Here is a 25235-nt window from a genome sequence, read left to right as displayed (position 1 = left end):
GGGCGGGCGGGCGAGCGTCAGTACACGTCGAACTGTTCCCAGGCGCCGACCGCGGTGCGGTTGGCGATGAGCGGCGCGTTGCCACCGTTCTCGGCCGTGACGAAGCGGCCGTTGGCGTTCGCCTGGATGGAGCCGCCGAAAGTGTCGGAGAACTTGAACTTCTCCCAGGAACCGACGGTGGTGCGGTTGGCGATCAGGGCCGCGTTGCCGCCGTTCTCGGCCGTGACGAAGCGGTTGTCGGCGTGCGAGAACAGCGCGACGTAGCCGTTGCCGGCGTCGATCTCGTCGAAGGTCTCCCACTGGCCGACGGTCGTGCGGTTGGCGATCAGCGGCGAATTACCGCCGTTGTCCGCGGTGACGTACCGGTTGTTGACCTTGGCGGTGATGTGCCGGTTCACGAGGACGGTGGCGTAGAACTGCTCCCACGGGCCGATCTCGGTACGGTCGGCGGTGAGGGCGCCTGTGCCGGCGTTGCTGCTGACGTACCGGTTCGTCGCGACGGCCAGCAGGCTGAGGACGCCGTCGGCGCCCTGGACGATCCGGAAGTGAGCCGCGTCGGCAACCGTTGCTCCCGAGGCGACCAGGCGGTTGGCGGAGTCGATCGTGAAGTACCGCTGGGTGATGCGCGACCGCAGGGCGATCTCGCCGTTGCCGAGGTCCAGCTGATCGAACATGTCCGGGTAGTCGATCGCGGTGCGGTTGGCGACCAGCGGGCCGGCGCCGGTGCTGTCCGTCGTGGCGTACCGCAGGTTGCTGCGCGACAGCAGCCCGAACGTGTTGGTGCGCGGGTACACCGCGACCTGCTTGGTCGCGCTGCCCGTGTTCCCGATCTCGTCGACCGCCGTCACGGTGATGGTGTAGTTGCCGGCGCGCTGGTAGGTGTGGTTGCCGTCGTACGGAAGGTCGGTGACCGGGCTCCCGTCGCCCCAGTTGACGGTGTAGCGGCTGATCCACGCGAACCCGTGCGTGCTGTGGTCCCTGGAATTGACCTGGACGGAGCCGTAGTCGGACTGCGTGGTGACCGTGAAGTCCGCCTTGGGTGGCGCCGGGTGGACGGTGGCGATCGCCAGAAAGCTCGGGTCCCAGGCGACACTGTCCGAGTTCACGGTGACCGTGTTGGTCGCGACGTCGATCAGGCTCGCGTTGTCCTCGTCGCCGGCGTTGCTGACGATGACGTGCGTGCCGTCCGGCGTCACGCCGACCGCACGGGGAGCGTCGCCGACCGGGATCGTCGCCTCCACCTTGTTCTTGGCGGTGGCGATCACCGACACCGTGTCGTCGGCGCTGTTGGTGACGTACGCACGAGCGCCGTTCGGCGTGATCGCGATGCCGGACGGGTGCCCGCCGACCGGGATCGTCGCCGTGACCGCGTTGTTCACCGTGTCCACGACCGAGACCGAGCCGCCGGTACTGGCCGCGTTCAGCACGTACGCCCGCCGCCCGTCCGGCGCCACCGCGACGGCCTGCGGAGCCTCACCCACGGCGACGGTCGCCGTGACGGTGTTGGTGCCGGTTTCGATCACCGACAGACTGTTCGAGCCGGTGTTGAGCACGTACACGTGGCCGCCGTCGCGGCTGACGGCCAGCCCGTCCGGCGCCGAGCCGACGCCGACGGTCGCGATGACCGCGTTCGACATCGTGTCGACGACCTTCACCTGGTTGGTGGCGCCGGCCGCGACGTACACGTACCGGCCGTCCGGCCTGACACCGATGCCCCCGGCACCGATCCCGACCGGCACATGCCCCGTGACCGTGCTGGTTGCGGTGTCGAAAATGGACATCGAAACGCTGACGCTGGAGGAGATGTAGAGCCGGCTGCCGTCCGGCGACGCCACCATCGCCTTCGGGCCGGCGTCGAGGACGGCGAAGGTGAGGTACTGCAGGGTGTTCGGATCGAACACGCCCATGGTGGTATCACCGGCTGAGGCGAAGTAGACGACCTGCCGGGTCGTGCTCGCGGCGGCCGCCGGGCTGCTCACCATGGCGAGGGCCGAGGCCGCCCCGACCGCCGCCGCCGTGATGCCGCCCAAGAGGGACTTGCGCACACTCTTCCTTAGAACGAGGGGAAATGGCGCTCGCGATTATCGTCCGCGGTCTTGGTCCCCGCGACCCCGTTTGCCCGGCGGGACAACGATTTCCCATAGTTGTACTAGAACTTTAAGCAGTCCTTACTAATTGGTGAGAGTCTATTGACAGCGGCCTGTGCCTCCGGGTCAACTCGGGGGTATGGGTCGCTTCTGGCGTTATGGGCTGGCCGCCCTCGTCCTGGTTGGATCGCTTGCCGCGGTTGGCACCGCCAATGCCGGCGCGACCGCGCTCGGTGGGGCCGATCCCAGCGTGATCAAGGTGAACGGGCTCTACGTCGCGGCCAAGTCCGTCGACGGGGGCATCGCCATCCGTACGGCCACGACGCTCGCCGGCATCGCGAGTGCGCCCAAGAAGCAGGTCTGGAAGGACACCGGGCTCGGCGAGGTCTGGGCGCCCGAGATCGTGTACTACGACGGGCGCTACCGGGTGTATTTCTCGGCGGGGACCGGGGCCGCGCACAGGATGTACCACATCAGCTCGACCAGTCCGGACACCGGCTATTCGGCGGCCGCGAAGGTCGCGCTGCCCAACGACAAGTGGGCCATCGACGGGGCGCCGTTCACGTTCCAGGGGCAGCGGTGGTTCGTCTGGTCCGGGTGGGCGGGTGACACGAACGTCGAGCAGAACCTGTACATCGCGCGCATGAGCAGTCCGACCGCGGCCACGGGTGCGCGGTTCGTCATCTCGCAGCCGCGCGAGGCGTGGGAGCGGACGGTCGGGAACCCGTTCATCAACGAGGGGCCCGAGCCGGTGCTCGACCCGAACGGGCAGTTGCACATCACGTACTCCGCGAACGGCAGCTGGAGCAGCAAGTACTGCATCGCCGACCTGCGGCTGCGGGCCGGCGGCGATCCGACGTACGTGTGGGACTGGTACAAGAGCAACGGCTGCCTGTTCGGGTCGTACCAGCCGAACATGATGGCCGGGTGGGACGCCACGCTGTACGTCGACGGGCCGGGGCACCACACGTTCGTGCTCGAGCGGGGCGACATCGCGACCAGCCCGCCGTCGGGCAACCGGTTCCCGACGATGTTCCACGCGGTCGCGAAGGGGACGCCGTACTCGTGGTCGGCCCGCTACTGGTACATCGGCTCGGCGGTGTGGTGGGGGAACGTGACGTACCGGCGGGCGAATGTCCCCGGTCCTACCGCCGACACGGGATTCGGGCTGAAGTTCTTCGAGTGACCCCAGAAGAGTAGAGCTCAGCCCCACCAGAAGACGGCACCGATGATGGCGTAGAGGGCGACCAGGCAGGCGCCCTCCAGCCAGGTCGACTCGCCGTCGAAGACGATGAAGGCCACGGCGATCACCGTGATCGCCACGGCCATGATGAGCATCGGGGCGAACACCAGCGTGAGCGTGGTCGCGGTGAGCAGCGAGAGCAGGACCAGGGCCGGGGCCAGGACCAGCGCAATCTGCAGCGGGCTGTTGATGATCACACTCAGCGCGTAGTCGGACTGGTTCTTCCAGGCCAGCTTGATGCCGATCACGTTCTCGATCGCGTTGCCGGCGATGGCCACGATGACCAGGCCGGCGAACGCCTGCGAGATGCCCAGCGCGTCGATGGCCGGTTCGAGCGCGTAGACGAACCAGTCCGAGACCAGGGCCGCGCAGCCGCTGGCCACCGCGAGCAGGCCGACGGCGACCCAGATCGGCCAGCGCGGCGGCTCCATGTGCACGTCCGGGCCGGCCGAGGCCGAGCGCTTCAGGCTGGCCGGGAGCGACAGCGCGAACACGATGAGCAGGATGACGGCCACGAAAATGGACAGCGTCTTCTCGTGCGGCTCGGCCGGCGTGTGCACATAGGACGCCAGGCTGGGCAGCACCAGGGCGCCCGTGGCGAGCACCATGAGCACCATCGTCGTGCGGGCGCGCTCGGAGTTGAACTTCTGCGTACCGTGCTTCAGCCCGCCCGCCACGAACGCCAGCCCGAGCACGAGCAGGATGTTCGACAGGATCGAGCCGATGATGGCCGACTGGACGACCGAGACCAGGCCGGCCTTGAGCGCGAAGAAGCCGATGAACAGCTCGGGCAGGTTGCCCAGCGCGCCCTGCAGCACGCCGGTCGCGCCCGCGCCGAAGCGGTCGCCGAGTTGCTCGACGCTGCGGCCGACCAACGAGGCCAGGCAGGCCACGGCGGCTCCGGCGACGACGAAGGCGAGCACGGACGACACGCCGGCATATCGGGTCACCGCCGCCAGCCCGACGGCCACGGCGCACAGGCCGAACACGGTGAAGTCGGAGCGGATGAACATCCGGGCGGGAGCGGCGTCCACAGTCACGAGATCGAATATCGCACCCGATCACAAGTCTGTCGCGACAGCCGCCCTGTACAGTTCCCGCAGTTTCGCGGCCCGGGCCGGGCGACCGGCGCCGACCCACTCGATCCGGCCGCGCAGATGCGCCGCGAAGTCCGGATGTCCGGTTCTGTTCGCCGCGTGCAGTCCGGTGTGCGCGGCGCCGTGCAGGATCGCGCGCAAACGGTCGTACTCGGCGCGCGCCGCGGCCGGCGATTCGTTCACCACGAGGCCGGCCAGGTGCTGGCGGTCGCCGCGGCCGCGCACCCGGGTCTTGGCCGCATTCACGCGGAAACCCTCGTCGGCGATCACCCGGCGCGCGGCATCGAGCAATCCAGCCGGAGCGAATGAACCAGAGAACGCCAAATCATCGGCGTAGCGCGTGTACCGCGCGCCAAACGAACGAGCCAGCCCGTGAAGCCGCCGATCGAGCCGAAACGTGCACAGATTCGCCAGCGCGGGCGACGTCGGCGCACCCTGCGGCAGGTGCGGAGCGCGCAACACCGGACTGCGCGCGACGGCGAACGGTGTGCTCGTCGTGCACAACGCGGTGAGCGTGTGCGCGACGGGCTCGGGGTAGCCCATCGCGCGGAACAGGCCGTACACCCGCTGCACCGAAATGCTCGGAAAGAACGCGGCGAGGTCGATGCGCACGACGACGGCCCGGCCCGCGTGCGGCGCCGCGAACGTGTGCACCGAGCGACCGGGCACGAATCCGTGCGCGTTCTCGTGCACCGGAACGCGCCCGAGCACCTCGTCGAGCAGCCGCCGTTGCAAAGCGCGCAGCGCGGGTTTGGGCGCTTCGATCAAACGCGCACCGATCCACGTGTACCGGTAGTGCCGCAGCCGTTCGCCCGTGCTCTTCCTGTTCATTCCCGCCGGTCCGCGAACCAGTCGAGCCGGTCGATGTCCAGCTCCAGGAACGCGGCCAGGGCGGCCACATCGTCGAGCGGCGGCGTGTCCCACCGCATCCGCACGACCCGCGTCGGCACCGCCCGCCGCACCGCGATCCGCGCCGGCACCCGGTCGGGCAGCTGCGCCGCGACGAAGGCGGCGAGCTCGAGCGGGCGGTCGGCGGGAGCATGCGGGTACCCCCGCAGCATGGAAGAAATGAGCGGGCCCATCCACCGCGGTCGCCGCCCCAGCACCTCGTAGCCGGCCTCGAGCAGCGCTGGCCGCGACCAATCGGCCGCGGCCAGGAACGCGTGCGCGAGGGCATGGGCGGCAGCGCGCCCCGACGTCGCCCGGTCGTGCCTGCCCGGTGTCGCGCGTAGCGCGGTCGGGGGCCGGCGATGTGCTGCGGTGCTCAAGATTGCGCCCCCGGGGTTGCCCCGGAGCGATCACGGCGAGCCGCGATCAGCTCGGGACGCGCTGCCACGAGCGCTACCTTACGGCAGTTTCTCCTGGTACTCCTGCAGCGCCCGGCGGGCGAACACCTGCTGGAACGTGGCCACCCGCTCCGAGCGGCCGCGGCCGACGAAGCTCACGAACCAGTGCATCACCGCGGTGACCCGGTTCTTGAAGCCGACCAGGTAGAGCAGGTGCACCACCAGCCAGAGCAGCCAGCCCAGCAGCCCGGCGAAGTGGAACTTGCCGACGCTCGCCACGGCGGAGAAGCGCGAGATGGTGGCCAGGCTGCCCTTGTCGAAGTACTTGAACGGCTGCCCCGTCTCCTCGCCGGCCAGGCGCTTCTTGATCTGCCCGGCCGCGTGCCGCCCGCTCTGGATGGCCACCTGGGCCACGCCGGGCAGGTTGTCCAGGCTCATCATGTCGCCGACGGCGTAGATCTCCGGGTGGCCGGGGACGGTCGTGTCCGGGTTGACCTTGAGCCGCCCGGCCCGGTCGGTCTCGGCACCGGTCGCCTCGGCGATCTGCACCGACAGCGCCGGCGCGGCCACGCCGGCCGCCCAGATCTTGGTCACCGACTCGATCCGCCGGCGCCCGTTGGCCGTCTCGACCTCGATGCCGGTCTCGTCGACGTCGACCACCTTGGTCGACAGCTCCACCTCGACGCCGAGCTTGTGCAGCTGGCGCAGCGCCTGCGTGGACAGGTGGTCGCCGAACGTGGAGAGCACCGTCGGCAGCGCGTCGACCAGGATGATGCGCGCCTGCCGCGGGTCGATGTTGTGGTACTGCCCGGGAAGGTGCCGGTGCGCGAGCTCGGCGATCTGCCCGGCCATCTCCACGCCGGTCGGTCCGGCCCCGACGACCACGAACGTGAGCAGCCGCTCGATGACGGCCGGGTCGGTCTCGATCTCGGCCAGCTCGAACGCGCCGAAGATCCGCCCGCGCAGCTCCAGCGCGTCGTCGATGCTCTTCATGCCGGGCGCGAACTCGGCGAACTCGTTCTTGCCGAAGTAGGACTGCGAGGCGCCGGCCGCAACGACCAGGGAGTCGTACTCCACGCTGTACGCCACCCCGGGCGCGACCACGTCCACCCGCTTGGCGACGGGGTCGACGTGGGTCGCGGTGCCCAGGAGTGTCTTGACGTTGCGCTGGCGCTTGAGCACCTCACGGATCGGGGGCGCGATCTCGCCCTCCGACAGGATGCCGGTGGCCACCTGGTACAGCAGCGGCTGGAAGAGGTGATAGGCGGTACCGTTGATCAGGGTCACATCGACCGGCGCGCTCTTCAGCGCCTTGGTGGCGAAAAGGCCCCCGAACCCGGCGCCGATGACGACCACGCGGTGCCGCTGCTGCGAACGCTCGTCCATGTGCAACTCCCGAAGTGGGGCATTGGACCCTCTGAATCAAGTACACCACCGTTCGGGCCACATGACGGTGTGTCCTGCACGACGCTTTACTGCGGCAGCAGCCCCCGGACGTAGGCCGCCTGCCCGGCGTGCTGGACGTCGTCGTCGAGGATGCTCACCAGCCGCACGCCGAGCGTCACCGGAGGGTCCCAGCGCTCGTCCACGACCTTGTCGAGGTCCTTGTCGGTGAGGTGCGCGACGTAGCCCCGCGTGCGCTCGTACACCGCCTCGAAGTACTCCAGCAGCGCCTCGGCCGACTCGGCCCGGACCGTCTCCACCTGGTCCGGCGAGTGCCCGTAGCCGGTGTTGTGGGCCTGGGCCTTCAGCCCGAACCGCGGCGCGTAGTTCCCGGTCACCCACAGCTGCTCGGCCCCGTCGATCAGGTCGGTGACGTGGTCGTCCTGCACCCGGGTGAGGTGCCACACCAGCCAGCCGACGGAGTTGGCCCCGGGTTGCGGCGCCCAGTGCAGCTGCTCGGCGCTCAGCCCCTCGACGGCCCCGCGCACCAGGTCTGGGAGCCGCCCGAAGCCCTCGGTCAGCAGTTCGTTCACCCGCATCGTCCCGCACTCCTTCCCGTGCTCACCCAGGCATCCTTACCCATCCGCGCCGAGGAGATGCCTTGTCGTACCGCTCGGCGATGGTGGCGCGCTGCCCGGTTTCGACGCGGCGGCCTGTCTCACGACCGCCGGCGTGGGCGCCAGGACCTGGCCCGGCTGCGGGCGCTGCTCATGACGCGAAAACGGGCCACCCCGGGTTGTCCGAGGCGGCCCGTGTCGCGTGGTGCTACAGGAACGCCAGCGCCGGAACGAACTTGTTCGCGTCGATGGTGCCCCAGCCCGTGCTCAGGTCGTAGCCGGGTCCCGCCGGGAAGCCGGTGACGTCGGCGAAGCTGTTGTCGCCCGAGGTCACGTCGACCAGGCCGGTCGGCAGGTGGGTGCGGGTGCTGCCGGCGCCCAGGAGGTACAGCGCCGCGTTGATGTCGCCGAGGCGGCGGCCGGCCTGCTGGTCGGCGAGGGCCACGATGCCCGCGAAGATCGGGGTGGCCTCGCTGGTGCCGCCGAAGATGTGCCACGGCGAGTCGGCGCCGACGAAGGAGTAGTACACCCACGCCCCGCCGTCGACGGCCGCGCTCATCGAGATGTCCGGGGTGCCGCGGTGGTTGCCCACCACGTTGCGGACGCCGGCCTGGAACAGCGGGCGCGGGAAGACGTGCGAGAGCCCGCCGCCGGTCGCGCCGTAGCCGTCGTTCCACACCACGTCGTTCGAGACGCGCTTGCCGGAGTTGTCGAGGTTGAGCTGGGTGCCGCCGATCGACGTCACCAGCGGGTCGGACGAGGGCCAGGAGTTGACCTGGTACGGGTACAGGTCCTCGCCGTTCGCCTGGTAGTCGGTCGCCCCGGCGTCACCGGAGGCGGCCAGCACCGTCACGCCGTGCAGCGCCGCGTCGGTGAACGCGTAGCGCAGGCCCTGGATGCTGCGGAAGTCGCCCTTGTCGAAGCCGGGGAACGTGTTCTCGGTCGCGCCGAAGCTCTGCGAGATCACGTCGCCGACGCCCTTGTCGATGAGCGACTTCTCGGCGTTCATCATCTCGGGCAGGCCGGTCACGCCCTCGGTCTCGGCGACCGGGGTCTCGACCAGCACGATCTTGGCGTCGGGGGCCATCGCGTGCGCGTACTCGACGTCGAGCGTGGTCTCCTGGGCCCAGCCGACGTGGTCGCCGTTGTTCGGGTCGAACGGCGGGATGACGCCCGCCTTGACGACCTGGACGGTGGTGTTCGGCAGGCCGAACTGCGCGTCGAAGACCTCGAGGTCGTGCTGGATCGTCGGCGACCCGAACGAGTCGACGATGACGATCGTGCGGCCCTTGCCGGTGATGCCGCGGGAGTACAGCGGGTTGAGGTTGTAGGCCGTGCGGTACTGCAGCGGCGAGTAGCAGTGGATGCCGATCTGCGCGACGCAGTCGGACGTGGACAGCGGGGCGGTGCGGGAGACCCGCTCCACGTGCCCGGTGATCGCCGGTCGGAGCTTGAACGCGGGCGGCGCGGCGGAGGCGGCCACCGGCAGGGCCACCGCCGCGACGCCGGCCACGGTGGTGGTCACGACGCTTACGACGGCGGCCCGGGACACGATCGAGATGAGCTTCATCGGCACCTCTCGTGCAGATCGACTGGGACCAGCCCATCTGACGCTCCGCGATGCCGGTGTGACAGCCTCGGAACCCTAGTCGTTACCCTCTCTCAATATTTATGGCCTTCCAAACGGGACATCTTCCCGGAATAATCCCGCCACCGTCACGTGACGATGTCTACTCGCGCCATTTCAGACGGGGGTACCGTCCTCCGCGCTGACGACCGCCGCGATGGTGGCGAAGAACGCGGCGATGCCGGGCCGGTTCGCCCCCTTGGCGCGGGAGGTCTCCCGGTCCTCGGCCGTGGCCCAGTCGACGATGTCGAGCCACTCGTCGTTGGGCAGGCGCACGAGCCGCGCGCCGAGGAACCCGCTGCGGTCCTCCTCGAAATCCGCCACCATGCCGGGCCGGGCCTTGAGAAACGCCTCCGTCTGCTCCGGCGCGACGCGGAGGCGGGTCAGTTCCACGATTGCGGTCATGGTTCCCACTATGCGTTGCCCATTTAGACTCGGGCGCGTGTCGGACAGCTTCCTCGTGGCGGGCCGCCTGCCGATGAGCCGGGAATCCTTCGAGCAGTGGCTGGACGCGCCCCTGCCGGGCGAGCCGGCCATCGCCAACCCGGCGGCGATGTTCACCGGTTGGTACTGGGACGGCCAGGACGCCCCCGGCAACTGGTCCGCCGCCGCCCGGGGCCGCACGGTCCGCGGCTGGCTGGCCGACCGCGTCGAGGCCGCCTGCACCGGCCCGAGCGGCACGGTCCTGCGCCACCGCGACGGGGCCCTGGAGGTGTACCTGTTCGACCTCGGCTACTGGGCGCCCGGCGTGCAGGCGGCGCTGCTGGCCCTCGCCGCCGCCCGGCCCTCCGCCGAGTCGCTGGTGCTGTTCTGGTCCGAGACGAGCGGCAGCCTGTGGAAGCCGGACGGCGACGGCTGGCTGTCGGCCCTGTCCGTCGACGAGTCCGGCGCTCGATTCGTGGCCGGTCGCGACCTGACCGCGACGGTGGCCGGCCTGCGCCCGGTCGAGGCCGAGTTCTTCGCGATGGCGGAGCGGATCGCCGAGGACGAGGAGCGCTGGGATCCGCGGACCCAGCCGGAGTTCCGCACCGAGATCCCGATGGAGTACGTCGACGATCGCGGGGTAGCGACCCGAGGTGAACGAGCGGACGAGTGAGTCGCGGGTCGGGATCGTTCCCAACATGTTCGGGATCGCGTACGGCGTCGGCGGCCTCGCCGGCTGCTGGGGCTACGCGGCGATGCTTGGCATCGCGCCCGTCGTGGTCTCCGACGTCCTCTGCGTGCTGACCGCCGTCATCTGGCTGGCGGTGCTGGCCGCGTACCTCCCGCAGGTGGCGCGGCGGCCCGGGGGATGGGGCGCCGAGCTGGCCGATCCGGTGCAGGGGCCGTTCGTGGCGCTCATCCCGATCGTCGGCATGCTGGTCGGGATCGGGCTGATGCGGCACGAGCGCACCGCCGGGCAGTGGCTGTTCGGGGTGTTCGCCGCGGCCACGATCCTGCTGGTCGGGCTGATGGTCGGGCAGTGGGTGACCGGCGGCGTCCCGATCGACAAGCTGCATCCGGGGTACGTCCTGCCCACCGTCGCCGGCGGACTGGTCGGGGCGATCGGGGCGGAGCTCGCCGGGTGGACCGGACTGGCCCGGGTGTTGTTCGGGTTCGGGCTCATCTCCTGGCTCGTCATCGAGTCGGTACTGGTGGCCCGGCTGTGGTTCCGGCCGCCGTTGCCGCCGCCGCTGCAGCCGACGCTCGCGATCCACGTGGCGCCGCCGGCCCTGGCCGGGCTGTCCTACCTCGCGATCACGCACGGGCGGGTGGACGCGGTGGCCTTCATGCTCGCCGGGTACACCGTGCTCGCCGTGCTCATCCAGGTGCGGCTGTTCGGCCTGTACCGGCACCTGCACTTCAGTTCGAGCCTCTGGGCCTACGCGTTCCCGTACGCCGCCGTGGCCACGTTCGCGCTGCACTGGATCGACTACGTGCACCCGCCCGGGTACGGGATCTGGGCCTGGGTCGTCATCCTCGCCATCAGCGCGCTCGTCGTCGCCCTCGCCGTGGAGACGACGGCGGCGCTCGCCCGGCACCGGTTCCTCCCGCAGTTGCACTGAGAAAGCACAAAAAACCGGCCGGCGCCCAGGTGGACGCCGGCCGGTTTCGTTGTCGGCTTACTCGTAGAACAGCTCGTCGTAGGTGTAGATGTAGAACTCCTCCCAGCTGCCGACCGCGGTGCGGTTGGCGATCAGCGGGGAGTTGCCGCCGTTGTCGGCCGTGACGTACCGGCCGTTGGCGTTGGCCTTGAAGGCCACCGAGCCGTCCGGACCGTTGGCCAGGGCGAACTTCTCCCAGTCACCGGGGGCGGCGCGGTTGGCGATCAGGGCCTTGGCCCCGCCGCTCTCGGCGGTCACGTACTTGCCGTTGGCGTGCGCGTAGAGCGCGGCCTGGCCACCGAAGTCGACCACGTCGAAGGTCTCCCACTCGCCGACGAGCGGCGGGCGGTTGGCGATCAGCGGCGAGCCGCCGCCGTTGTCCGCCGTCACGACCTTGTCGTTGGCGTTGGCGAACATGAAGATGCTCGCCGCCGGGCCGGCCAGGAAGAACTTCTCCCAGTCGCCGACCGCGGTGCGGTTGGCGATGAGGCTGGAGTTGCCGCCGTTGTCGGCCGTGACGAACTTGTTGTTGGCGTTGGCCAGCAGGCTGTAGCTGCCGTCGGCGTTCACCGTCAGGGTGAACTTCTCCCAGTCGCCGATCGAGGTGCGGTTGGCGATCAGCGCCTGGTTCCCGCCGGCCTCGGCGGTGATGTACTTGTTGTTGGCCAGCGACTGCAGCCCGACGTGCACGCCGTCGCCGGACGGCACGATGCGGATGCCCTCCCACGCGCCGGCGTTGAGCCGGTTCGCGATCAGCGGCTTGCTGCCGCCGCCGTCGGCCGTGACGATCTTGCCGTTGGCGTTGGCCCGCAGCGAGACCTGGGCCGGGGTGTTGGGCTCGCCGACCCGCAGCAGCTTGGTCGTCGAGCCGGCGCCGGCGCCGCGGACGGTGCCGCTGATGCCGGCCTTGACGATCGCGTCGCGCACCTGGGCCGGGGTCCAGTCCGGGTGGTTGTGCAGCAGCAGCACCGCGTCGCCGGTGACGAGCGGGGCCGCCATCGAGGTGCCGCTGAGGTAGCCGTTGAGGCTCCGGACGGTCACGCCGTGGATGTTCACGCCCGGGGCGAAGATGTCCAGGCACGGGCCGTAGTTGGAGAAGCTGGCCTTGAAGTCGGTCACGTCGGTCGCGCCCACGGTGATCGCGTTGGCCACGCGGGCCGGCGACTGGGTGCAGGCGTCCTTGCCGTCGTTGCCCGCCGAGACCACGTAGGTGATCCCGCTGGCGATCGAGGCGTTGACCGCGTCGTCGATGGCCTGGCTGATCTCGCCGCCGAGGCTCATGTTGGCCACGGCCGGCTTCTGGGCCACCGCGGTGACGTGCTCGACGCCCTCGACGATCTGGTCGATGGTGCCCTCGCCGAAGCAGTCGAGGACCTTCACGGCCTCGATCGGCGTGTTCTTGGCCACGCCCGCCTTGGTGCCGGCGATCTCCGAGGCCACGAACGTGCCGTGGCCGTCGTCGTCGGCACCGTTGGCCATCGGGCCGCAGGCGTCGGTCTGCTCCTTGTCCCACGTCGCCGACCACCCGGCGGTGAGGCCGTGGTTGTTCGACAGGTCGGAGTTCTTCTCCACGCCGGTGTCGAGCACGTACACGTGCACGTCGGTGATGTCGCCGGGGTGGGTGTAGCGGTGGTCGGCCGGCAGGAACGCCTGGTCGATCCGGTCCAGGCCCCACAGGTTCAACTGGTCGTCGAACGAGAGCTTGGTGTTCTGGGTGTCGGTCTTGCGCACGACCCGGTTCTGCTCGATGTACGCGACGTTCGGGTCGTTGGCCAGCTGCTTGGCGTCGGCCTCGGTCAGCGTGGCCGAGAAGCCGCGCAGCGACTTGCCGAACACGCGGTCGACCTTGCCGTGGTGCGCCTTGCTGAGGGTGTCGGCGGTGTCGGTGACCTGGGCCGGCGTCGCCTTGGTGTCCTTGAGGACGACGATGTAGCTGTCCCGGATCCCGCCCTCGGTCGCGGCCCGGAACTTGCCGGTGGTCGCGCCCTTCGACTTCGGCTTGGCCGGCTGTGCGTCCTGGTCGAGCTGCTTGCGGATGCCGGGGCTGAGCACCTTGCGGCTGGGATTGGTGGACTCGGCGGACGCGGCATTGGTTGCGACGACCGCGAGCCCGATGGCGATGGCACCGATGGCGGTCGTGCGCGCCACGGAGGTGCGCCTCGCCGGGCGCTTCTGAGTCACTTCTGTATCTCCCCGATTTTGAGAGGTGCGCCCAAGTCCGAGAGGGACGAGGGAATGGGCGGCAACCCAGTCATGATCCTGAAACCGGGACGCGGGCAACTCAATCGATCGGCCATATTTCGGCGACGGCGAAGAAGAATTTGAGAGAACGATTACGGACCGCTTCCCGGGCATGACGCGGCGGCATCCACGATTCGGTCATTTCGCGCGAATGCCAGAAGTAGTGCAGGGCTGTCTTAAGACTGGCTTTGGTGCGAGATTCGCGCCGACCGCGCTGGGTAGGCTCCGGCGCGTGGTGGAACCTGGAGGGCATCGGGCCGCGCCGTGGTGGAAGTCCCGCCGTGCGCTCTACGTGGGCGGGGCCGGCGTGGTCGTGGCCGGTGCGGCCTCCGTCGCGCTGCTGGCCCAGGCCTCCGGCGCCGCGTGTGCCGCCACGGTGGGCAACACCGCCGGGCAGGCCACCTACTACGCCGCCGACGGGTCCGGGAACTGCTCGTTCGACAAGGTGTCGGAGCCGCTGGTCGTCGCGCTGGGCAATGCCGAATACCAGAGCGGGGCCGCGTGCGGGGGATACCTCGACGTCAAAGGGCCGAAGGGGAGCGTCCGGGTCAAAATCACGGATCGCTGTCCCGAATGCGCGCCCGGTCACATTGATCTCAGCCAACAGGCATTCGCGAAGATCGGCGTCATCAACGACGGGATCATCAAGGTCTCGTACAGCCAGGTGGCCAATCCGTCCGTCCCTGGCCCGGTGACGGTGCGGGTGAAAGAGGGCTCGTCGCGGTACTGGCTGGCCCTGCGTTTCGACAACACCGGCAATCCGTTGTCCGGCGCGGAAATTCAGGTCGGCGGGGCCTGGAAGGCGCTCGCCCGCACGGACTACAACTACTGGCTCGCCGAGAGCGGGGCCGGGAACGGGCCGTTCGCCGTGCGCGTCACCGACACCGCCGGGCGGCGCACCACGCTCAACGGGGTGGCGCTGACGGTCGGCACCGTGCAGAAGCCCGGCGCCACGGCCGCCACCGCCTCGCCGGCCGCGCCGAAGACCAGCCGCGCGGCGCCGCCCAGTTCGGTCGCCCCCACCGAGCTCGCCGTCGCCGCCCCGTCGTCGGCGCCGGTGACCGAGGCGGCCGCCGCGGCGGGCGCGTCAGAGGCCCAGAGCAGCCCCGGCGGCCTCCAGCGTTGCGGCGCGTAGCTCCTCCGCCGTCGCGTCCGTCTCCAGGATCGTGCAGTCGCCGAGCCCGCCGATCGCGACCAGCGCGCGGGTCTGCTGCACCAGCGTCGGATCCGGCCCGTAGAGCAACGCCGTGATCCGCCGCCGCCACCCGTCCACCTCGACGGCCAGGTTCACCTGCGACAGCACGCTCGGATCCGACATCACCATGCCCGTGATCGCGCGGTGCCGGTAGGTCACGTCGAAGTACTCCCCGAGCAGCCGCCACGGATCGTGCTCGCCCTCCGCCTCGAACCGGCCCAGCAGCTCGGCGACGTCGTCGACCAGCGGCTGCACCAGGCCGCGGAGCAGTTCCTCGCGCGAGGCGAAGTGGTAGTACAGCGCCGGCTTGGTGATCCCCACCCGCTCGGCGATCTCGCGCAGGCTGGCCTGCTGCACCCCCTTCTCGGCGATCAGTTCCAGGGCGGCGGCGCGGATGTGGTCGGCGGTCTCGCTCGTTCTCGGTCTCGGCACGCCTCCGAGTTTAGTTGACTTACCGGGCGGTAAGGGTTTACCGTCCGGTAGGTAAGTAAACGTCGCGGGAGGGTGGACATGCGCGTACTCATCAGCGGGGCCAGCATCGCCGGACCCGTCCTCGCCTACTGGCTGCACCGGGCCGGCTTTCAGGTGACCGTCGTGGAGCGCACGGCGTCGCTGCGCACGGGCACCGGCGGGCACCCCGTCGACCTGCTCGGGCCGGCCGTCGAGGTGATCGACCGGATGGGGCTCGGCGAGGTCGTCCGGGACCGGCGCACGAAGACCGACCTCATGACCCTGGTGCGGCCGGGCAGGGCCGACATCACGATCCACGGTGCGGAGCTGCTCGCCGGCATCTCCGACCGGCACATCGAGATCATGCGGGGCGACCTCGCGGAGATCCTGCACGCGGCGACGCGGGAGCTCGTGGAGTACCGGTTCGGCACCACGATCACGGCGATCGACGACACCGCGGTGACGTTCTCCGACGGCTCCCGCGAGCACTTCGACCTCGTCGTGGGCGCGGACGGGCTGCACTCCGGCGTGCGGCGGCTGGTGTTCGGCGAGGAGCGGGCCTACCGGCACTTCCTCGGCGCGTACCTCGCGGTCTACACGCTGCCCGCCTACCTTGGCACCGACGCGATGCTCTCCTACAACACCGTCGACCGGGCCGTCGCCATCTATCCGACCAACGACCCCGCGCGCTGCCGGGCCGGGTTCCTGATCCGCAGCCCCGAGCTCGACTACGACTTCCGGGACCTCGCGGCCCAGCGCCGGCTGCTGCGGGCGCTCACGGACGGGCTCGGCTGGGAGGTACCGACGCTGCTTTCGCATCTGGACGGCGCGCCCGACTTCTATTTCGACGAGATCAGCCAGATCCGGCTCGACTCGTGGTCGCGGGGGCGCGTGACGCTGGTCGGGGACGCGGGCTACGGACCCGGCCCGGCGGTCGGCGGCGGCAGCAGTCTCGCCCTGGTCGGCGGCTACGTGCTGGCCACCGAGCTGATCGCGGCGGGCGGCGACCACACGGTGGCGTTCCCGGCCTACGAGGCGGCGATGGCGGGCACGGTCGCGGCCAGCCGGCGGATCGGCCCGTCGGTGCTCAAGACCCTGATCCCGGGCAGCGGCCTGCAGCTCTGGACGATGGCCCAGGCCCTGCGCGCGCTGCCGCACCTGCCGCGCCCGCTGCAGCGCGCGCTCACGTCGTTCGGCGGCGGTCCGGCCGCGATGCTGTCCGGCGTGCAACTGCGCCCGGTCCCCGAATACAGTCAGGCTCAGTGACTACCGACCTGGGCGTACTGTCCGCGCAACTGCTGTTCGCGCTGCAGAAGGAGCTGTACCGGCGCCTGGCCGAGCAGGGCCATCCGCGGCTGCGGCCCCGCCACGGCGCGGTGCTGGCCTACCTCGACCCGGCCGGCACCCGGGCGACCGAGCTGGCCGCCCAGTCCGGCCAGCACAAGCAGGTCATCGGCACGCTGGTCGACGAGCTCGAGCAGCTCGGGTACGTCGAGCGCCGCCCCGACCCGCAGGACCGGCGCGCGAAGCTCGTCGTGCCGACCGCCGCGGGCCGCGACCTGCTGGACAGGTCGCGGGCCATCCTCGCCGGCATCGAGGCGCAGCACGCCGCCGACGTCGGCGAGGAGGCGTACGCGGCATTCAAGGCCGTGCTCGTCCGGGTCACCGCCCGCCAGCGGGTGAATTCACCGCCGTTCACCGGGTGAGCCGGCGCAAAGCCCGGTAGGAAGCGGGGCATGACGACCCTGCTCGCCGAACGGGACGACTCCGACACGCGGCCCGGGCGGGCCATCCGGGTGTCGTGGCGGTCGGGGTGGTGGCCGGCCGGGCTGGTGTTCGGCGCGACCGGCGCGGTCCTGCACGGGTACGGCGTCTCGCTGCCGGCCTTCCTGGCCTTCTCCGCCTACATCGCGCTCGCCGTCACGCTGCCCGGGATGCTGCTGTGGCGGTTCATCCACCGCGGCTCCCGCGGGCTGAGCGAGGACCTCGCGGTGGGCACGGCCGTCGGCTACGGCCTGGAGGTGCTCGCCTACGTCCCGGCCCGCGCGCTCGGCGTCCCCCTCGCGGCGCTCGCGGTCCCGATCGGCGTCATCGCCGCCTTCCTCGGTTTCAAGAGCCTGCGCCGGTACTGGCGGGCAGGGGCCCCAACCGACCGCCAGCCCGTCGCGCACGCGTGGACCCTCGCGGCGATCGCGCTCGTCCTGCTGTTCTGGAGCACGCTCTACTATCGCCACCACGGCTTCGGCTGGCCCAGCTACGGCAAGCCCGACATCGACCTGCCCTTCCACCTCGCGCTCGTCGGCGAGCTCAAGCACCATATGGGCCTGGTCACCCCGTGGGTCGTGAGCGAGCCGATCTACTACCACTGGTTCGCGTACGCCGACATGGCCGCGACCAGCTGGGCCACCGGCATCGAGCCGTACGTCCTGGTGACCCGCCTGTCCATGCTTCCGGTGATCTTCGCCCTGGTGGTCGCCGTGGCCGCGGTCGGCCGGCGGGTCGGCGGCTCGTGGACCGCCGGGGCATTGACCGCGCTCGCGTCGTTCTTCGCGCTCGCCCCGGACCCGTACGGCTGGGTGCAGGACCTCTTCTACCGCGACTACGGCTTCAACGCGACGGACGACGGCTCGAACATCCGGCTGACCCTGTGGACCAGCCCGACACAGACGTTCGGCGCGCTGGTGTTCGTGCCGGTCATGCTCGTCCTGCTCGACCTGCTGCGCGAGCACGGTTCCGATCGCCGCCGCCGGCTCGCGTTCCTGCTGCTGCCGGCCGCGGTCACCGGGGCGAAGGCGAGCTTCCTGCCCACCCTGTTCGCCGGCCTGCTGCTCGTGCTCGTGGTGTGTTCGTTCGTGCAGCGCCGCGTGCACCGGATCGCCGCGGCCGCGCTGGCCGTCGTCCTCGGCTGGCTGGTGTTCGCCCAGCTCGTGCTGTTCGGCGGGCAGAGCCAGGGCCTGGGGCTCGGCCCGCTGGACGCCCTGCGCCGCAATCCGGCCGGCGTCAGCACGCATTTCACCGAGGATCCGCGGTTGTACCGCCTGATCGTGCTTTTCGCCCTCACCGCATTCGGCTGGCTCGCCATCTGGGGCGGCGCATTCGGACTTCGCCGCAGATTGCTCGGTCCGGATGCCGTCCTATTGCTGGGCCTGGGCCTGGCCGGATTCGCCATTCTGGTGCTGTTCGGCCATTCCGGCGGCCAAGCGGAAGGATTCTTTCTGCAGGGCGCCCGCCCCTACCTGGCCGCATTGGCGATGTGGGGCCTGCTAGCAATGATCAAGTCCGCGCGCGTACTTTATGCATTCGCCGCGGGCGCGGGCCTGATTTACGCCGTGCGCCTGGTCGACGGCGGCCGGGTCCCCGTGATCGGCCCCGAGCGCCGCGCCGCCGCCGTCGCGCTGGACCTGGTCTGGCCCTGGGCCGTCATCGGCGCGGTGGCCCTGGCCGGCCTGCTCCTGGCCCGCCGCCGGCCGGTCCGCTACGGCCTGGTCGCCGTGTTCCTGCTCGGCTGCTGCGCCCCGACCGCCGTGCGCCAGGTCGGCTACGCGGTCCAGGACGGCCGCGCCAACGGCTGGAGCGAGCGCGCCGACCTGTGGCCGATCGTCACCCAGGGCACCCTCGAGGCGGGCCGCTGGCTGCGCGCCCACTCGTCCCCGGACGACCTGGTGGCCACCAACATGCACTGCGCCTACGAGGGCCGCCGCGGCCGCTCGGCGTGCGACCGCCGGCACTTCGGGATCGCCGCCTACAGCGAGCGGCGGGTCCTGGTCGAGTCCTGGGCCTACACCGCCGAGGCGCACAACCAGGAAAAGCTCCAGGGTGTACCGCAGGAGCACACCGACTATTGGCGCCCGCGCATTCTCGCCGACAACGACGCCGCGTTCACCGACCCGTCCCCGGCGACGATCGGCGTCCTGCGCGACCGGTACCGCGTCCGCTGGCTCTTCACCGAGGACGACATCATGCCGCCGTCCCCGGAGCTCGGCCGCTACGCGACGCTCATGTTCCGCTCCGGTGCGTGTGCGGTGTACCGCATCTGAGCAGGGCTTACGTCGTCGTACACATGTGCTATCCACAGGCTGTGGACGAACATGTGTACGAACCTCGCGGGTGCCACGTCGCACCGGTTGTGCGGGTCCGAACGACATGATCAAGCCCGGCTCAAGGGTTTCCGAAAGAAGCCCTAACGGGCACTTAAGCAATACCTCACGAACCGGCACAGGTAACGGTTCGAAGTGGATCGATAACACCAAACCTCGATGCGTGCACCATGTGCAGGTGGCGGCCGACAAACCGGACATTTACCTTCGGAATATGGCCGGTCGGCGCCACGGTGCGCGTCTCATCGATCAATAAAGAGGTTTAACAGACCTTGAAACAAGCCATGTGGATCATGTTCCGAGGGCTGGTTCGAGCACGATGAAACTTAAATTGACCCATTCCTCAGGCCCTGCCTAGGTTGGTTTCGCCGGGCGGTGAAAACCGTCGGAAACCAGCTCAACAGGATAGAGGAACTGCAATGGTTCAGCCGCACCCGCCGGGCTCCGGTGGGGCCCAGCCACCACGCGGTCGTTCCACACTGGGCGGTTCGCCGTCCGCGGTCAACGTCGGGCTCGTGGTTCTCGCCGCTCTGCTCCTGCTCGGCGTCGTGACCGGCGGCGGGCGCGAGACGATGACCCAGCTGTTCAGTTTCCTGGTCTTCTACTGCGGCGTCTTCACGCTGGTGTCCCTGACGCTGACGGTCATCGTCGGCCTGGTCGCCACCGACCGCATCATGCTCGTGGCGCGGCACCGCGTCTGGGTGCAGTCGGTGCACCGCACGCTCGGCATCGTCGCCATCAGCATGCTCGCCCTGCACATCGCCACCGAGCTGATGGCCGCCCGGGTCAGCGTGTTCGGCGCGCTGGTCCCGTTCACCACGGCCCCGTTCACCATCGGGGCCGGCTCGGTCGCGGCGTACCTGATGATCCTGGTGATGTGGACCGGCATGGTCCGCGCCCGCTTCGCGCAGACCGGCAAGCCGTGGATGTGGCGGCCGCTGCACGCGACGGCGTACCTGTGCTGGCCCGTCGCCCTCTGGCACGGCCTCAACGCCGGCCGGCCGCCGGCCGTCTGGGTCACCGCCAGCTACCTGGTGCTGGCGTTCCTCACGTTCGTCGCGCTCGGCCTGCGGCTGTCCGTCGAGCGCAACCGGCGGCGGCAGCAGCTCACCGCCGACCGCACCACGACGGAGATCGCGCCGATCGGGCGGATCGCGCCCGGGGGGTACGAGCGGCGCAGTGCCCCTCGCTCCTCGCGGCGCTTCCAGTGGGACGCGCCGCCGGCCGACCAGCTCTGGTCCACTTCGGACACCAAGGCGGATCTGCGGGCGGACTACCGGCGGGAGGCCGTGGCCGAGGCCGAGCCGGTGACGGCGATTCCGTCCTATGAGGACAGTTTCGTCGAGCCCGTGTTCGAATCCGCTTCCGAGCCGCCGTACGAGCCTGTCTATGAGCCGGTTCGCGAGCCTGAGTACGAGCCGGTCTACGAGCCCGCTCGCGGTGTGGCGACTCCTGTCTACGACGACTACGACCCCTACGCGGCTTACGAGGAGCCCCGTTACGAGGAGCCTCGCTACGACGAGCCTCGCTACGAGGAGCCGGTTTACGACGAGCCGGTCCGGGTCGACGAGGCAGCTCCCATGACCCTGCGGGACCGGTTCGCGGCCCGCCGCGCGGCCGCCGCCGCCGAGGCCGAGGCTCGGCACGCCGACGACGACACGCCCACGCTGGTCAACCTGGACGTGCGCCGCGAGCTGCGGCGGCAGGAGCGCGAGGAGGCCCAGCAGAAGCGCGGCCGCCGGCACGCCGCCGCCGAGGAGGACGACGACGTCGACTTCTGGAACCGCATGCGGGGCGAGGCGCGATGAGCGGTCCGAAGCTTGCGGAGGTGTCGGCATGAGCGGTCGCCGTGGTGGTGGAACTGCCGTTGCCGCACCGGTGGTGCCGACGGTCCTGTCGATCGGCCCGGCCCGGCTGACCGCCGGTCTCGACCGCGCCGAGCGGCTCGACCTGCGCGCGCACCAGCAGGTGCACGGCCCGATCGGCCCGCTGAATTTGCGCGGCCTGCTCGAGCTGGCCGAGGACATCCGGCTCACCGGGCGCGGCGGCGCGGGCTTCCCGTTCCACAAGAAGGTCAAGGCGGTCGCCGACGCGGTCGAGCGGCGCATGCTCGCGCCGTTCGTCGTGGTCAACGCGACCGAGGGCGAGCCCGCCGCGTGGAAGGACAAGGTCCTGCTCACCCGGGCGCCGCACCTGATCCTCGACGGCGCCGCGCTGGTCGCCTGGGCGCTGCGCGCGGTCGAGATCGTGCTGTGCGTCGCGGACGACGGCGTCGGCGAGCGCTCGCTGCTCAACGCGCTCGCCGAGCGGGACATGCCGGTGCCGTCGCGGGTGGTGCGCGTACCGCATCGGTTCATCTCCGGTGAGGGCGGCGCGCTGGTGCAGGGCATCAACGGCTTCCCGCACATCCCGCCGGGCGTCAAGCGCCGCGCGGCCGACGCCGGGGTGGAGGGGCAGCCGACGCTGCTGTCCAACGCGGAGACGTTCGCGCAGCTGGCGATCGCGGCCCGGGTCGGACCGCGGCGCTACTGCGACGTCGGCGACATGGACAACAAGGAGCCGGGCACCGTCCTGCTCAGCGTTACCGGCAGCGCCCGGCACCCGGCCGTCGTCGAGTGCCCGACCGGCACGCCGCTCGAGGAGGTCCTCGACCTGTGCGGGGTCCCGGCCGGCCCGGCCGTGCTCACCGGCGGCTTCCACGGCCGCTGGCTCGACATGAACGCCGCGTCGCGGGCCATGGTCTCCCGGCACGGAATGAAGGCGGCCGGCGGCGCGCTCGGCGCCGGGATCATCCTGCCGCTCGGGCCGGAGACGTGCCCGGTGGGCGAGGTGGCGCGGGTCGTGCGGTACCTCGCGGCCGAGTCGGCGGGCCAGTGCGGCCCGTGCCGGCTGGGCCTTCCGGACCTGGCGCGCGCCGTCGAGGGGCTGGCCACGGGGTCGGGGGATCCGGCCGTGGTGCGCGCGGCGGCCGCGGGGGTCAAGGGGCGCGGGGCCTGCAGTCATCCCGACGGTACGGCCGGATTCGCCACCTCTGCCCTGGAAGTCTTCGCCGACGATCTCGCCCGCCACGCCCGCTCCGGCGACTGTGGACGCGCGATCGCCGGGGTGCTGCCGGTGCCCACCGCCCGTGACGAGGGCGGCACGCGCCGGCTGCACGTCGACTGGTCCCGCTGCGACGGCCACGGCCTGTGTGCCGACGTGGCTCCGGACCTCATCAAGCTGGACGGCAACGGCTATCCGGCCTTCATGGACGCACCTGTGCCGGTGCGGCTCGAACCCGTTGCCGCGCAAGCGGTGGCGATGTGTCCGGCACTCGCGCTGCGCATGGCTGCCCCGAAACGGTGACGTGATGATCGAGGCGTACGGAAACCGCACCCAACGGCACTCCGCCGGACCCCGCGATGCCGACGACGAACTGCTCGTCGCGCTGTACCGAGAGCACGCCGACGCCCTGCTGCGCTTCGTCGCGCGCCTGACCGGCGGCGACCGGCAGCGGGCGGAGGACATCGTGCAGGAGACCCTGCTGCGGGCCTGGCGCAACGCCGACCGGTTCGACCACACCGCGGTCGGCTCGCTGCGGCCGTGGCTGTTCACGGTCGCCCGCCGGATCGCCATCGACGAGCATCGCAGCGCGAGCGCGCGGGCGGGCGAGACCTACGGGCAGGACCTGGACGAGCTGTGGCTGGCCGATCTCGCGCAGTCGGACGAGACGGAGCGGGTGCTGGCGAACATGGTCGTGATGGACGCGCTGCGCAGCCTGAGCCGGGCCCACCGGGAGATCCTGGTCGAGACCTACCTGCGCGACCGCACCGTGAACGAGGTCGCGGAGCTGCTCGGACTGCCGCTCGGAACGGCCAAGTCGCGCGTGTACTACGCGCTGCGCTCACTCCGCGCCGCCATGGACGCCCGTACCGGTACTACGGACCGCGGCACTCGATAGTTCGACGGTTCACGCAGCAATGTTTGTGAATTTGTCCACTTTGGATCCTTCAGTCTCCGGGCCCGCCGCGCTCCGTACCACTTGGCGGAACACGGAAAACGCCAACCGAGGAGGAACCAGTGGCAGCAACCAGGCTCACCGCCACCGTGGCCGGCTGTGCCGCGGCGGCGGCCGCGCTGGCCGCCCTGACCGCGTGCGCGCCCCCCGGCGCGAACACCGAGAACACCGCCAACACGGCCGCTCAGGCTGACGCGCCCCTGGTCGAGGTCGGTGCCGGCTCGAGCCTCGCGCCAGTGGCCACCCCGCCCGCGGCCCCGCTGACCACTGAGCTCAAGGCCGCCTCGATCCCGAAGATGGGCAAGGTCGTCACCGATCAGGAGGGGTGGGTGCTGTACCGGTTCGACAAGGACACGGCCAAGCCCCCGAAGTCCAACTGCGCCGACAAGTGCGCGCAGGTCTGGCCGCCCGCGCTGACCGACGGCAACCCCAACCTCACCGGCGTCGACCCGTCCGTCGTCGGCACCGTGACCCGCGACGACGGCTCCCGCCAGATCACGCTGGCCGGCTGGCCCGTGTACCGCTACATCGGCGACCCGAAGCCCGGCGCCTGGAAGGGCCAGAACGTCGGCGGCGTCTGGTTCGTCGTGGCCCCCGACGGCAAGAAGAACCTCACCTGCCTGCCCACGCCCGCCCCCACCGCGGTGCAGCCCCCGGCCGCGTCGGCCGAGGCCACCGGGAACGGCGACGGCGGAACCGGCGGCTACTGATGTACACCGTCGAGCCTGACGGCGCTGGAGCCCGGCCGTGGCCGCGCCGCCGCACGTGGCCCTGGTGGCTGCTGATCGTTGCGGCCGTCGGCGTGATCCTGGCCGTGCCCAACCTGCGCACCGCCCTGACCGGAAGTCAGGCGGGCTCGGCGGGTACTGCAGGTAATGCTGGCGGTGCCGCGCAGCAGAACGCATACGCGCCGGCCGGCGCGGCTCCTCCCGCCGGCGCGGCCACGAACCCGGTGCAGGTCGCCGCGACCGGTGCGCAGCCGATCGGGACCGCGTTGCCGGCGGGCTGGACGATGACCAGCTTCGGCCCGCTCGGCCCGGTCGACCGCGAGTTCCTGACGAAGGTGCGCCAGGCCGGGCTCTGGGAGGGCCCGGCCGGCGAGATGGCCCAGACCCGCGCCGGCGACGAGCGGGTCAAGGAGGTCGGCCGGCAGCTCGCCACCGACCACAAGGGCCTCGACCAGCAGGTGCGGCAGGTTTCGGCGCAGCTCGGGGTACAACTGCCGAACAAACCCAGCGATGAGCAGCAGGGCTGGCTGAACGAGATGGAGCCACAGACCGGCTCCACGTTCGACGACATCTTCGCCAACCGCCTGCGGGCCGCGCACGGCAAGGTCTTCGCGCTCGTGTCCCAGATCCGCTCGGGCACCCGCAACGAGCTCGTGCGCACGTTCGCGCAGACCGCGGTCAGCGTCGTCATGAAGCACATGACGCTGCTGGAGAGCATCGGCAACGTCAACTTCGGCGCGCTCCCCGAGCCCGTCAGCGCGGCCAATCCCGCCACCAAGGCCAGCAACAGCACGCCCGCGGTCGCGATCCAGCCCAACGCCGTCTGGGCGGTGGGCGGGCTGGCCCTGGCGATCGGCGCCTTCGCCGCGTTCCGGATCTTCCGCGGTACGCGCGGGCGCCGCCGAGCCGCCTACTGACCGTGCTGTCACCCCTGTGACCTCGGCGCCGTCGAGTGCGAGGAAGGCCTCGACGGCGCCGAGCCCATTGCTGTCCATTCCCGGGTGTCGCTTCCCCGCATCGACTGTTATCGTGCGCTAGGCCCCACGGCGGGCCGGTTACCACGCATACGGGGAGGACGCGGTGACCTACGGGGGGAGCACTCT

The 25235-nt window shown here is 70.6% G+C and carries 22 protein-coding genes; 12 read left to right on the top strand and 10 right to left on the bottom strand.

Annotation, left to right across the window (positions count from 1 at the left end; translation table 11 throughout):
• Nucleotides 1-17: 17 nt before the first annotated feature.
• The gene (locus ACQPZ4_RS49910) at nucleotides 18-2045 is read right to left on the bottom strand and encodes a beta-propeller fold lactonase family protein (protein WP_433053504.1); all 2028 of its coding nucleotides are present in this window, start codon (nucleotides 2043-2045) and stop codon (nucleotides 18-20) included.
• 181 nt (nucleotides 2046-2226) lie between these two features.
• On the opposite strand from ACQPZ4_RS49910, the gene ACQPZ4_RS49905 reads away from it, so the two are divergent.
• The gene (locus ACQPZ4_RS49905) at nucleotides 2227-3273 is read left to right on the top strand and encodes a glycoside hydrolase family 43 protein (protein ID WP_433053501.1); all 1047 of its coding nucleotides are present in this window, start codon (nucleotides 2227-2229) and stop codon (nucleotides 3271-3273) included.
• 17 nt (nucleotides 3274-3290) lie between these two features.
• Here ACQPZ4_RS49905 and cax read toward each other — a convergent pair whose 3' ends face one another.
• The 7 genes from cax to ACQPZ4_RS49870 form a co-directional block, all read right to left on the bottom strand.
• On the bottom strand, nucleotides 3291-4370 hold the full coding sequence (gene cax / locus ACQPZ4_RS49900; RefSeq protein ID WP_433053498.1) for a calcium/proton exchanger: 1080 nt from the start codon (nucleotides 4368-4370) through the stop codon (nucleotides 3291-3293).
• A 21-nt stretch (nucleotides 4371-4391) separates the two neighbouring features.
• On the bottom strand, nucleotides 4392-5258 hold the full coding sequence (locus ACQPZ4_RS49895) for a reverse transcriptase family protein (protein WP_433053490.1): 867 nt from the start codon (nucleotides 5256-5258) through the stop codon (nucleotides 4392-4394).
• Nucleotides 5255-5488: a hypothetical protein gene (locus ACQPZ4_RS49890; RefSeq protein ID WP_433053487.1), complete on the bottom strand. Its 234-nt coding sequence runs from the start codon at nucleotides 5486-5488 to the stop codon at nucleotides 5255-5257. Before ACQPZ4_RS49890 ends, ACQPZ4_RS49895 begins: the two co-directional genes overlap by 4 nt.
• A 285-nt stretch (nucleotides 5489-5773) precedes the next feature.
• Nucleotides 5774-7099, bottom strand: coding sequence for an NAD(P)/FAD-dependent oxidoreductase (locus tag ACQPZ4_RS49885; RefSeq protein WP_433053484.1), 1326 nt, complete (start codon nucleotides 7097-7099; stop codon nucleotides 5774-5776).
• A gap of 86 nt (nucleotides 7100-7185) precedes the next feature.
• Nucleotides 7186-7695 (bottom strand): mycothiol transferase, encoded by a 510-nt coding sequence (locus ACQPZ4_RS49880; RefSeq protein ID WP_433053481.1) that lies wholly within the window; start codon nucleotides 7693-7695, stop codon nucleotides 7186-7188.
• Nucleotides 7696-7921: 226 nt separating this feature from the next.
• On the bottom strand, nucleotides 7922-9283 hold the full coding sequence (locus ACQPZ4_RS49875) for a S53 family peptidase (protein WP_433053478.1): 1362 nt from the start codon (nucleotides 9281-9283) through the stop codon (nucleotides 7922-7924).
• A 174-nt stretch (nucleotides 9284-9457) separates the two neighbouring features.
• Nucleotides 9458-9745 (bottom strand): antibiotic biosynthesis monooxygenase family protein, encoded by a 288-nt coding sequence (locus ACQPZ4_RS49870; protein ID WP_433053475.1) that lies wholly within the window; start codon nucleotides 9743-9745, stop codon nucleotides 9458-9460.
• A gap of 37 nt (nucleotides 9746-9782) precedes the next feature.
• On the opposite strand from ACQPZ4_RS49870, the gene ACQPZ4_RS49865 reads away from it, so the two are divergent.
• Both ACQPZ4_RS49865 and ACQPZ4_RS49860 read left to right on the top strand, forming a co-directional pair.
• Nucleotides 9783-10436 (top strand): hypothetical protein, encoded by a 654-nt coding sequence (locus ACQPZ4_RS49865; protein WP_433053472.1) that lies wholly within the window; start codon nucleotides 9783-9785, stop codon nucleotides 10434-10436.
• A gap of 25 nt (nucleotides 10437-10461) precedes the next feature.
• Nucleotides 10462-11385: a hypothetical protein gene (locus tag ACQPZ4_RS49860; protein ID WP_433053469.1), complete on the top strand. Its 924-nt coding sequence runs from the start codon at nucleotides 10462-10464 to the stop codon at nucleotides 11383-11385.
• 57 nt (nucleotides 11386-11442) lie between these two features.
• Here ACQPZ4_RS49860 and ACQPZ4_RS49855 read toward each other — a convergent pair whose 3' ends face one another.
• The gene (locus ACQPZ4_RS49855) at nucleotides 11443-13572 is read right to left on the bottom strand and encodes a S8 family serine peptidase (RefSeq protein WP_433053466.1); all 2130 of its coding nucleotides are present in this window, start codon (nucleotides 13570-13572) and stop codon (nucleotides 11443-11445) included.
• Nucleotides 13573-13897: 325 nt separating this feature from the next.
• On the opposite strand from ACQPZ4_RS49855, the gene ACQPZ4_RS49850 reads away from it, so the two are divergent.
• Nucleotides 13898-14800, top strand: a complete 903-nt coding sequence (locus tag ACQPZ4_RS49850; protein WP_433053463.1) for an expansin EXLX1 family cellulose-binding protein — start codon at nucleotides 13898-13900, stop codon at nucleotides 14798-14800.
• Here the strand turns inward: ACQPZ4_RS49850 and ACQPZ4_RS49845 are convergent.
• Complete coding sequence (locus ACQPZ4_RS49845) at nucleotides 14753-15292, bottom strand: TetR/AcrR family transcriptional regulator (protein ID WP_433053460.1); 540 nt, start codon at nucleotides 15290-15292, stop codon at nucleotides 14753-14755. The genes ACQPZ4_RS49850 and ACQPZ4_RS49845 overlap by 48 nt on opposite strands.
• 78 nt (nucleotides 15293-15370) lie before the next feature.
• Between ACQPZ4_RS49845 and ACQPZ4_RS49840 the strand changes: the two genes are divergently transcribed.
• The 8 genes from ACQPZ4_RS49840 (at nucleotide 15371) to ACQPZ4_RS49805 (ending at nucleotide 25049) form a co-directional block, all read left to right on the top strand.
• Nucleotides 15371-16576 carry an FAD-dependent monooxygenase gene (locus ACQPZ4_RS49840; RefSeq protein ID WP_433053457.1) on the top strand — a complete coding sequence of 402 codons (1206 nt, stop codon included), beginning with the start codon at nucleotides 15371-15373 and terminating at the stop codon, nucleotides 16574-16576.
• Nucleotides 16573-17016 (top strand): MarR family winged helix-turn-helix transcriptional regulator, encoded by a 444-nt coding sequence (locus tag ACQPZ4_RS49835; protein ID WP_433053454.1) that lies wholly within the window; start codon nucleotides 16573-16575, stop codon nucleotides 17014-17016. Before ACQPZ4_RS49840 ends, ACQPZ4_RS49835 begins: the two co-directional genes overlap by 4 nt.
• A 30-nt stretch (nucleotides 17017-17046) precedes the next feature.
• Nucleotides 17047-19347 carry a hypothetical protein gene (locus tag ACQPZ4_RS49830; RefSeq protein WP_433053451.1) on the top strand — a complete coding sequence of 767 codons (2301 nt, stop codon included), beginning with the start codon at nucleotides 17047-17049 and terminating at the stop codon, nucleotides 19345-19347.
• Nucleotides 19348-19922: 575 nt separating this feature from the next.
• On the top strand, nucleotides 19923-21215 hold the full coding sequence (locus ACQPZ4_RS49825) for a hypothetical protein (RefSeq protein WP_433053448.1): 1293 nt from the start codon (nucleotides 19923-19925) through the stop codon (nucleotides 21213-21215).
• Nucleotides 21216-21243: 28 nt separating this feature from the next.
• Entirely contained in the window at nucleotides 21244-22752 is a 1509-nt protein-coding gene (locus ACQPZ4_RS49820) for an NADH-ubiquinone oxidoreductase-F iron-sulfur binding region domain-containing protein (protein WP_433053445.1), read from the top strand.
• Between the two features lie 4 nt (nucleotides 22753-22756).
• Complete coding sequence (locus tag ACQPZ4_RS49815) at nucleotides 22757-23347, top strand: sigma-70 family RNA polymerase sigma factor (RefSeq protein WP_433053442.1); 591 nt, start codon at nucleotides 22757-22759, stop codon at nucleotides 23345-23347.
• Between the two features lie 119 nt (nucleotides 23348-23466).
• Entirely contained in the window at nucleotides 23467-24114 is a 648-nt protein-coding gene (locus tag ACQPZ4_RS49810) for a hypothetical protein (protein WP_433053439.1), read from the top strand.
• The gene (locus tag ACQPZ4_RS49805; protein ID WP_433053435.1) at nucleotides 24114-25049 is read left to right on the top strand and encodes a DUF4142 domain-containing protein; all 936 of its coding nucleotides are present in this window, start codon (nucleotides 24114-24116) and stop codon (nucleotides 25047-25049) included. The genes ACQPZ4_RS49810 and ACQPZ4_RS49805 overlap by 1 nt, the downstream gene beginning before the upstream one ends.
• Nucleotides 25050-25235 lie beyond the last annotated feature (186 nt).

The sequence above is a fragment of the Dactylosporangium sp. CS-033363 genome (genome assembly GCF_050942475.1).
Lineage (GTDB): Bacteria > Actinomycetota > Actinomycetes > Mycobacteriales > Micromonosporaceae > Dactylosporangium.
This window is presented reverse-complemented; position numbering and strand designations above follow the sequence as displayed.